Annotated in this window: 9 protein-coding genes, 1 tRNA gene and 4 pseudogenes; 6 read left to right on the top strand and 8 right to left on the bottom strand. The window is 67.2% G+C overall.

What is annotated here, in order from left to right; all coding sequences use genetic code 11:
• The 3 genes and pseudogenes from ACFZAU_RS22570 to ACFZAU_RS22560 form a co-directional block, all read right to left on the bottom strand.
• On the bottom strand, window positions 1-284 hold a 284-nt coding region (locus ACFZAU_RS22570), incomplete at its 3' end, for a helix-turn-helix domain-containing protein (RefSeq protein ID WP_500553678.1).
• 96 nt (window positions 285-380) lie between these two features.
• Window positions 381-851, bottom strand: a pseudogene (locus ACFZAU_RS22565) (GNAT family N-acetyltransferase).
• Window positions 852-1,047: 196 nt separating this feature from the next.
• Window positions 1,048-1,214: pseudogene (locus tag ACFZAU_RS22560) on the bottom strand (YdcF family protein); the annotation flags it as partial.
• 34 nt (window positions 1,215-1,248) lie between these two features.
• Here ACFZAU_RS22560 and ACFZAU_RS22555 point away from each other — a divergent pair.
• Window positions 1,249-1,416, top strand: a complete 168-nt coding sequence (locus tag ACFZAU_RS22555) for a hypothetical protein (RefSeq protein WP_500553668.1) — start codon at window positions 1,249-1,251, stop codon at window positions 1,414-1,416.
• A gap of 89 nt (window positions 1,417-1,505) precedes the next feature.
• Here ACFZAU_RS22555 and ACFZAU_RS22550 read toward each other — a convergent pair whose 3' ends face one another.
• Together ACFZAU_RS22550 and ACFZAU_RS22545 are read right to left on the bottom strand one after the other, a co-directional pair.
• Window positions 1,506-1,679 (bottom strand): hypothetical protein, encoded by a 174-nt coding sequence (locus tag ACFZAU_RS22550; RefSeq protein ID WP_500553667.1) that lies wholly within the window; start codon window positions 1,677-1,679, stop codon window positions 1,506-1,508.
• 893 nt (window positions 1,680-2,572) lie between these two features.
• Entirely contained in the window at window positions 2,573-3,064 is a 492-nt protein-coding gene (locus tag ACFZAU_RS22545) for a DUF4265 domain-containing protein (RefSeq protein WP_500553666.1), read from the bottom strand.
• A 114-nt stretch (window positions 3,065-3,178) separates the two neighbouring features.
• Here ACFZAU_RS22545 and ACFZAU_RS22540 point away from each other — a divergent pair.
• Window positions 3,179-3,414, top strand: a pseudogene (locus ACFZAU_RS22540) (site-specific integrase); the annotation flags it as partial.
• 144 nt (window positions 3,415-3,558) lie between these two features.
• Here ACFZAU_RS22540 and ACFZAU_RS22535 read toward each other — a convergent pair.
• Window positions 3,559-4,128: an SMI1/KNR4 family protein gene (locus ACFZAU_RS22535; protein ID WP_500553665.1), complete on the bottom strand. Its 570-nt coding sequence runs from the start codon at window positions 4,126-4,128 to the stop codon at window positions 3,559-3,561.
• A 382-nt stretch (window positions 4,129-4,510) separates the two neighbouring features.
• On the opposite strand from ACFZAU_RS22535, the pseudogene ACFZAU_RS22530 reads away from it, so the two are divergent.
• Window positions 4,511-4,897: pseudogene (locus tag ACFZAU_RS22530) on the top strand (tyrosine-type recombinase/integrase); the annotation flags it as partial.
• Window positions 4,898-4,975: 78 nt separating this feature from the next.
• Here ACFZAU_RS22530 and ACFZAU_RS22525 read toward each other — a convergent pair.
• Together ACFZAU_RS22525 and ACFZAU_RS22520 are read right to left on the bottom strand one after the other, a co-directional pair.
• A tRNA-Arg gene (locus ACFZAU_RS22525) sits at window positions 4,976-5,048 on the bottom strand.
• 89 nt (window positions 5,049-5,137) lie between these two features.
• On the bottom strand, window positions 5,138-5,620 hold the full coding sequence (locus tag ACFZAU_RS22520) for a MarR family winged helix-turn-helix transcriptional regulator (RefSeq protein ID WP_500553664.1): 483 nt from the start codon (window positions 5,618-5,620) through the stop codon (window positions 5,138-5,140).
• 103 nt (window positions 5,621-5,723) lie between these two features.
• On the opposite strand from ACFZAU_RS22520, the gene ACFZAU_RS22515 reads away from it, so the two are divergent.
• The 3 genes from ACFZAU_RS22515 to ACFZAU_RS22505 all read left to right on the top strand — a co-directional run bounded on the left by ACFZAU_RS22515 (window position 5,724) and on the right by ACFZAU_RS22505 (window position 8,644).
• Entirely contained in the window at window positions 5,724-6,134 is a 411-nt protein-coding gene (locus ACFZAU_RS22515) for an organic hydroperoxide resistance protein (protein WP_018559912.1), read from the top strand.
• Window positions 6,135-6,378: 244 nt separating this feature from the next.
• Window positions 6,379-7,011 (top strand): TetR/AcrR family transcriptional regulator, encoded by a 633-nt coding sequence (locus ACFZAU_RS22510; RefSeq protein ID WP_499600059.1) that lies wholly within the window; start codon window positions 6,379-6,381, stop codon window positions 7,009-7,011.
• Window positions 7,012-7,132: 121 nt separating this feature from the next.
• On the top strand, window positions 7,133-8,644 hold the full coding sequence (locus ACFZAU_RS22505) for an MFS transporter (protein ID WP_500553663.1): 1,512 nt from the start codon (window positions 7,133-7,135) through the stop codon (window positions 8,642-8,644).
• Window positions 8,645-8,699 lie beyond the last annotated feature (55 nt).

Raw genomic sequence — 8,699 nt, 5'->3', positions numbered from 1 at the left:
CAGTCGGCGGGGGACGTCCGGGCGATCAGGCAGATGCGCTCACGCACCCGCTCACTGATCGCCCGCGGGCGTCCCCCGCTCCATTTTGGGTCCAGCGCGTCGAACCCCCGCTCGTTGAAGGCGTGGATGACATCGCGCACGTAATCCTCGCTGACCTGCATCAACGAGGTGATGTCCTTCACCGACTGGCCCTGGGCGGACATCATCACCACGATGGCCCGCCGCAGCCTGACCGGGTCCTTCGCGGTCCGACTGATCCGCTGCAGTCGCCGGCCCTCCTCCATGCTCACCGGCCGGACAAACACTCCCGTCGACGCCCCACAGCCACCTCCACGATCAGATCCTGGAGACACCCTGCCGGGAGACCGATGGCCGATCAATTACCTGGTCGACCATCCGAGCCGAGCCACTAGCTTGTCCATCACACGTTTCGAGCGGTGGTTCTCGACGTGGCGGTTGCTGACGATGCGGTCGAGGGCACAGTCAGTGAGTCCGAACCGCAGCATCCACTGAGCCGCCTCGGTGGCGTAGCCGTGCCCTCAGTGCTCACGTGGCAGCCGCCATCCGATCTCCACTGCAGGCAGGAGCTGTGGCAAGAAGGTGGGCACCGTCAAGGTGACCCATCCGGCGTAGCGCCCGGTCTCCCGCACGATCAGTGAGAGCATGCCGACTCCCCGTTCGTCCCACTCCCTGTGTGCAAGCGCGATGCCACTTGCGGCCTGTTCACGGTTCGGCCTCCGCACAGAGCCATCGCCGATGTACCTCATCACCTCCGGGTCGGCGTTCATCGAGAGGAGCGGGTCAACGTCATCCTCGGTTGGCCGACGTAGGAGAAGTCGATCGGTCGTCACTGATGTCACTCGGGGACCCTCTCAGACGAGAGTCGAGCCGATCGACCCTGTTCGCCACTCGGCCTCGACGCTTGCGGGTGCGGGCTGTACGTGCCGTGAGGCGTTGGCGCGATCTTTGACCGGTGGCCTGCCCGGGCTGGGGTCGAGCATGGCCAGGGTGCCTTGCGCTGGCTGCGGATCGGGCTGGCTCCTGCCTGATCAGCAACCGTTGAAGCGCACCGACAAGTAAGTCGATCACCAGACGAGCTTCGCCGATGGCGTCCACGTACTCGCCCAATGTCATCGGCGTCGAAGCACTGATGATCTCGACTTCGGGCCACAGCTTGCTGCCGTGGCGCACGCACGCCTCTCCTCGTACGGCTTCACAGCAGGCGTGCACTTCCACGCTCTCCGGCACATGGGGACGAACATCCTCGCCGCATCCGGCGCGAGCCTGCGGGAGCTGATGACCAGGATGGGTCACAGCACTCCGCATCCCGCGCTGAATTATCAACACATGGTGAACGGACGTGATCGTGAGATCGCCGGATCGGCTCGGCTCGGTGATCCGCAAGGCGCGGGGTGACGGCGACTCGCCTGCGAGCTGCGCGGGCCATCCGTGAGCGTCCGTGGTTGTGCGCCCCAGTACGGGGCCGTTGTAGCGCAGTTGGACACTCACTGGGACGACTTCGGATCCTGCGCGGTTTTGCCGTCATGGATACCCCTGGGCCACAGGACCGGCAGCGACTTGCGCAGTTGCGCCTCTGGATCCCAGTCGGCCGGCTTGTCCTTGGCGTCGCCCTTCCACGGGTAGCCCCGGGCAATCCAGTCGTTGCGGGCCATGATCACGCCCGTGTCTGTTGAGTCCTGGTACCCGAACTCGATTCCGCAGCACCCACAGATGTCGAAGGTCGCGACGTCCCCGCTCTCGCCCCAGGGCGCGTACCCAAGGCCGAACCCACAAACCGGGCAATGATTCCCTGGCCGATTGCTTCGCACCCTGTCCACCCTACCGAATGGGCGTTTTGGGAGTGTTTGGCAGGCGGCAGTGAGGGCTTGATCGTGGCGGACACTTGTCGGCTGTCGGCGACCGCTCCCACGACGCTGTACGGGGCAGTGCTGCGCGATAGTAGTCCTGTGGAATGGTTCGAACAGGTCCAGGCTGCGGAACAGCGCCGAGATTGGGACGCGGCCATCGCGTTGGTGAGCGCCCACGCCGAGTGCTACTCGACCGATTGGTCTAGGCACGACAATCATCTGTGGCACATGGATTTGCTTGCCCGTGCGGCACGGCTCTCTGAACTCGCAGAGCGCGCTCTCACGGATGTTCACGCACGTCGGAGACTCAACAGAGCGCTTCGCGAGCGGGGAATGGAGGCTGCCCTGCGCGACCGAGCCGAGGCCGGTGATCGTGGCGCCCTGTACGCCCTTGTTCGACTGATGTGTGAGACGGGCCGGATCCAAGACGCCCATCGAGCGGTCCACGATCTCGGCCCGGACAATCAGTACGCACGCCAGATCGTGGCTCACTTTCGATCACCATCGAACGGTGCGCAGTAGCGGCTTCTGATTCTCGGTCGGCTACTGCTTCCTGGCGAAGCTGCCAGTGTCGATCTCGGTGAGGATGTCGAGCTTGACGAGGCGTTTCAGCTTGGCGCGGGTGCCTTCGATGTTTCTCGGCAGGCGCTCGTGGTCGAGGGCTTGGCAGACGTCGTGGCTCAGCGACGGCCCAGTCCTGCAACTTAGGCAGGCTGCCACCAGTTGAGTGGCTCTCCGTCGGCACCGAATACGTTGCTGAATCCCCATTCGAGCTGCCCACTCACTGCGCTGACCCAAGCATCCATCACTGCTTCGACGGCAGGGAATCCGGCAGAAGCGGGCACCGTCACCACGATGAATTGGCGGTCGGCCGGAGCCTCGACCAGGCCATTCAGCGCCGCAAATCCCACAGTCAGGGCTTCCAAGGAGTCGGCGTCGAAGGCAGGATCACCAAACGCTTGGATGCAAAGGTTCGGGCCTCGCCGCTCAACCTGGAACAGCCCCTCGGCATCGATCTTCAGCATGTCACCAGCAGCGCAACCCTCGACCAGACCCGGACTACCCATCAGTTCGAACAGGCCCGGACCGACAGCCCTGGCCGGAAGGGTCTCGAACCCCGGTTTAGCGACGCTTGGTTGGCCCACTTGGAGCGATACGTGGCAGTGGCCGGCCGAGTCTGGGTTTTCGACACTCATGCGAGCATGCTGGCATACCCGTGATGAGGTCGGCGTAGCGGCTTTGGGCTGGAGCCGCCATGGGGCGAGAGATCGGGGCCCGTAGGCTGGCCGCGAATCGGGCTGGTTCCTTGCCCGCACCGACTCCGGCAGCGCGAGGCGTTCACGCGCACGGGCGTCGCCTGGTCCGAGGCCGGACACATCTTCGCGACCAGGAACGGCCGCCCGGTGGAGCCGCGGAACGTGTACCGGTCCTTCGCCGGGTCGCCGCGCAAGCGGGGCTCCGGGTGGTCCGGCTGCACCATGCCCGGCAGGGTTGCGCCACGCTGCGGACGGCGGCCGGCGTCGCGCCCCGGGTCATCATGCCCGTGAGGCCCCGCCCGTTCTGGCACAGAAGTGGCACATCGATCTACTCGCAGATCGCGGTAGGTGGGAGGGAAGGGAACTCTCAGTCTGACCTCGTACCGCCGGCCAAGTGGGACTGGCCCATCTGACCGACGCGGCGAACTTCTGTTTCAAGACCAGACGAGTCGCCCTTCGGCAACCTCACAGGCCGGATGGTTTCCATCGGCGATCTTCGTCAGCTTCTCCGCGACGGAGTCGAAATAGTGAGCCAGCGATTCGTACTCGCCCGTGATCGTGATATCACCCACGAACCACCTGCCGACGCGGCCGTCCCGCACATCGATGAACTTTCCCGTCCAGGCGTCCTGATCCGACAGGAAGGGGATCCATTCATTACGCCAAAAAGGATTGTCCGGCTGGTCCGGAGGGTCGAATCCACCGAGCGTGGAGCGGTTCGCGTAGAGCTTCTCCATCGCCCGGATGCCGAGAAAGAAGCTTCCTTCATCCGGGAACCCGGCGAAGCCGCAACATGCCACATCGTCGTCCACATCTTCCTCAGGAAGATCCAGATTGTTCTGCAGCAGCCACGCCCGTAGATCCTGAGGGAAGGGGATGCCCATCCGTTCCTCGGCGGCCGCGAGCATCTGTTCCGTGGCGGGCCCAGGGAGATCCGCGTGATCTGCCGGGGCGTGCTGCCGAAGAAGATTCATCACGCGGGACCAGCTCTCCGCCACACTCATTCCACTCTGCCGTCTCTACACGGATGCCCCATACGACTGTGCCACTGCGGGGGTTGCGGAGCGCCGACGTGGGGACCTCGCAGGGATGGTACTCCGAGCAAGCTTCCCGCCCCCTCCCCTCGACCATTTTCCGGCCTGAAGTGCAGGACCACCGGCCTCTCAGTGAGGTGACAAGCCGCCAACTCCTTACAAACAAGCCGGCTGTGCCCAGTGGGCCCAACCGAGGTCGCCAAGACCGTCCTCACCCTGGAGTGGGGAAGCTGAAAACGCTCCGTGTAGGGCGTTGGCGCGATCTTTGGCCGGTGGCCCGCCTGGGCAGGGATCGAGCATGGCCAGGGGGCCTTACGCCGGCAGCGAATCAGGCTGGCTCCTGCCTGCCCGCGTCGGGCTCCGCTGGGCGGACGTCGACCTGGACAAGTGCGTTATCTACGTTCGGCCCGCCCAGCAGCGTGCGGGAGATAGGTGGCCAGGGAACGGCGGCTACGTCTTCACCACCCGGGACCGGTCGATCGATCGAGCCCAGCAAGCTCTACCGCTCGTTCACCCGGGTCGCTGACAGCGCCCAGCTCCGCGCCATCCGGCTGCATGACGCTCGGCACGGCTGCGCCACGCTGCTGACCGCGGCCGGCGTTGCTCCCCGCGGGGTGATGGAGATCCACGCCACAGCCAGATCAGCATCACCATGGACGTTTACACACACGTCGTTCAGGACACTCAGCGCGAGGCCATCAGCCACATGGACCGGCTGTTGAAGAGGCGTGTCGACCGACGGCTGACCGCCGCCGTTGATGTCGAAAGTGGATGTCTAAGGCCCCGGACCATGATCGGTCCAGGGCCTTTTCCCTTGTGCCCCAGGCAGGATTCGAACCTGCGACACCCGCTTTAGGAGAGCGGTGCTCTATCCCCTGAGCTACTGAGGCGGAAGCGTGGGACAGCCTAGCGGATGCGGGTCTGGGGTGTGCCGGCGATTGCTCCGGGCCCCGGGGGTGTGGCGCCGGGGTGCGGGGTGTCAGGCACAGGGCGGGCCGTCGGCGAGGTCGGCCGAGGTGAGGGCCGCGGTGAGGCGGTCGACCCGGGTGCGCAGGTCGTTGATCTCGTCCAGGCCCAGGCCTGTGGCCGCGGAGATGCGGCGCGGGACCTGGAGGGCCTTCTCGTGCAGGGCCGTGCCCGCGTCGGTGAGGTGGACCGTGACGAAGCGCTCGTCGTCGGCGGAGCGCTCGCGGCGTACGAGGCCCGTGCCCTCGAGGCGCTTCAGGAGCGGGGAGAGGGTGCCCGAGTCCAGCCGCAGGTGCTCGCCGATCTTCTTGACCGGCAGGGCGCCGTGCTCCCAGAGCACGAGCATCACCAGGTACTGCGGGTAGGTGAGGCCGAGGTCCTTGAGCACGACGCGGTAGACGCCGCCGAAGGCGCGCGAGGCGGCGTGCAGGGAGAAGCAGATCTGGTTCTCGAGCCGGAGGTTGTCCCCGGCACGGGCGGGCGCGGTGGCGGTCATGGATACAGGGTAGCTCTACTGTCCACGTTTTAGTTGTGCCCAACTCAGTTGTGTGCTCTACTTGTCGTCAACGAGATCGCAACCGATCGAAAGAGGACGTTCCATGGACCCGCTCTACACCGCCGTCGCCACCGCCAACGGCCGCGACGGGCGTGCCGTCAGCTCCGACGGTCAGCTCGACCTCGCGCTCGCCATGCCGCCGGCGCTCGGCGGCAACGGTCAGGGCACCAACCCCGAGCAGCTCTTCGCGGCCGGTTACGCCGCGTGCTTCGCCAGCGCCCTCGCCCTGGTCGGGCGGCAGGCGAAGGTGGACACCAGCGAGATCTCCGTGACCGCCGAGGTGACCATCGGCAAGGACGACACGAGCTTCGGCCTGGCGGTCGTGCTCCGCGCCGAGCTGCCCTCGGAGCTGGAGAACGAGGCCGGCCGCGCGCTGATCGAGCAGGCGCACCAGGTGTGCCCGTACTCCAAGGCGACCCGGGGCAACATCCCGGTCGAGCTCGTCGTGGAGTAACCGGTCACGGAAGTGCGGAAGGGCCCCGGGCGCGCATTGGCGTCCGGGGTTCTTCGCGTGCGCGCGGGGGCCGGTACGGAGGCCCCTCCCAAGTGGCGTCTTACCGGCTCGCGTTGATTGTGACTCAGCTCACAAGCGGCGCCGAAATATCCGGGGACCGGCTCCCCGTTTACACCTACGTCGCACAAGCGGGGACTTGCTCCCCGGAACCGGAACCACCGAAGGACAGAGAGGAGTGCCCGTCATGGCAGTAGCCGCCTCCGTGAAGCTCCGCGCGGACGCCACGCGCAACCGCGAGCGGATCATCGTCGCCGCCCGTGAGGCGCTCCTCGAGCACGGTGTCGACGCGCCGCTCGACGAGATCGCCAAGCGGGCCGGCGTGGGCAACGCCACCGTCTACCGGCACTTCGCCGACCGCCGGGAACTCGCGTTCCAGGTGACCCTGTCGGTGATGGACCGGCTCACCCAGCGGGCCGAGGAGGCGCTGGCCGAAGAGGCCGACGCCTTCGACGCGCTGCGCCGCTTCGTGCACGAGGCGGCCGACGAGCGCGTGGGCGCGCTGTGCCCGATGCTCTCCACAGGATTCGGCGAGGGGGACCCGCGGCTCACGGAGGGCCGCGTACGCTTGCAGCACGCGATCGAGGAGCTGATGGCCGCCGGGCGGCGGTCCGGTCGGCTCCGTACCGACATCGACGTCGGCGACGTGATGGTGGCCGTCAGTCAGCTGACGCGGCCGCTGCCCGGCAAGCACTGCGGCAGCATGGAGCGCTTCATCCGCCGTCATCTGCAGCTGTTCGTGGACGGCCTGGAGGCGCCGGCGCGCTCCGAACTCCCGGGTAGCTCCGCCACATTCGAGGACCTTCGGCAATGTCGCTGAGCTCCGCCTGCCGAACGGGCGCCCCCGCGTAATTCACTCGCCCACAACATTTCCTTTACGTACCGTATGTCCTCTTCGTCTTCAATGTCGTCATCTCTTCGTACCGTTAGTGAGTCCACCCATGCCTGACACGGCACACGCCCAGCGCTGGAAGGCGCTGGCCTTCATCGCGATAGCCCAGCTGATGGTCGTCCTCGACGGCACCATCGTGAACATCGCCCTGCCCTCCGCCCAGACCGACCTGGGCATCTCCGATGCCAACAAGCAGTGGGTCATCACGGCCTACGCGCTGGTCTTCGGTGGCCTGCTGCTCTTCGGCGGACGCATCGCCGACCTGTGGGGCCGCCGCCGCACCTTCGTCACCGGCCTGATCGGCTTCGCCGCCGCGTCCGCGATCGGCGGCGCCGCGGCCAACGAGGGGGTCCTCTTCGGTGCCCGCGCGCTGCAGGGTGCCTTCGGCGCGCTGCTCGCGCCGGCCGCGCTGTCGCTCCTCGCGGTGATGTTCACCGAGGCCAAGGAGCGCGCCAAGGCGTTCGGCATCTACGGCGCCATCGCCGGTGGTGGCGGTGCCGTCGGTCTGATCCTCGGCGGTGTGCTCACCGAGTACCTGGACTGGCGCTGGACCTTCTTCGTCAACATCCCCTTCGCCGCCGTCGCGGCCTTCGGCGCCATGCGCTTCGTCCAGGAGCCCGCCGGCAGCCGCAACAGCAGCGGCCTGGACATCCCCGGCGTCGTGCTGGCCACCACCGGCCTGGTCTCCCTGGTCTACGGCTTCACCCGGGCCGAGACCCACGGCTGGAGCGAGGGAACCACGATCGGCCTGTTCGTCGCCTCGGTCGTGCTGCTCGTCGCGTTCGTGGCGGTGGAGGCCCGCGTGAAGGCCCCGCTGCTGCCGCTGCGCGTGGTGACCGACCGCAACCGCGGTGGCGTCTACCTCTCGCTGGGTCTGGCCATCATCGCGATGTTCGGCCTCTTCCTCTTCCTCACCTACTACCTGCAGGTCGTCCAGGGCTACTCCGCGCTGAAGACCGGCTTCGCCTTCCTCCCGATGATCGCGGGCATGATCACCGGCTCGACGCAGATCGGCGCGCGCCTGATGACCCGCGTCGCCCCGCGCCTGCTGATGACCCCGGGCTTCCTGGTGGCGGGCCTCGGCATGCTGCTGCTGACCCAGCTGTCGGTCGACACCTCCTACGCGGGCCTGGTCCTGCCGGCGGAGATCCTGCTCGGCCTCGGCATGGGTACGGCCTTCATGCCGGCCATGAGCCTGGCCACGCACGGGGTCGAGCCGCGTGACGCGGGTGTCGCCTCCGCCATGGTCAACACCTCTCAGCAGGTCGGCGGTGCCATCGGCACGGCGCTGCTGAACACCATCGCGGCCAGCGCGACCACCGCGTGGGTCGCCGCGCACGGTGCCGAGGCCCGTACGCTCGGCAAGCAGGGCTTCGTCAACGCCGCGGCCGTGCACGGCTACTCCACCGCGATCTGGTGGGCGGTCGGCATCCTGGCCCTCTCCGCGATCATCGCCTTCACCTTCGTCACCACCCGTGGTGGCGGCGGTGTGGTGGCGACCTCCGGCACCAAGGACGCCGAGGGCGCGGAGGACGTCGCCGTCCCGGTGATCGCCCACTGACGGACACGTCGACGACGACGGCACGCCGGACGGCGAGCACGGCGAAGGGCCCCGC

The sequence above is a fragment of the Streptomyces sp. NPDC008238 genome, from assembly GCF_042956445.1.
GTDB lineage: Bacteria > Actinomycetota > Actinomycetes > Streptomycetales > Streptomycetaceae > Actinacidiphila.
Note: the sequence above shows the minus strand (reverse complement) of the source record. Positions and strands in the feature narration are given on the sequence as shown.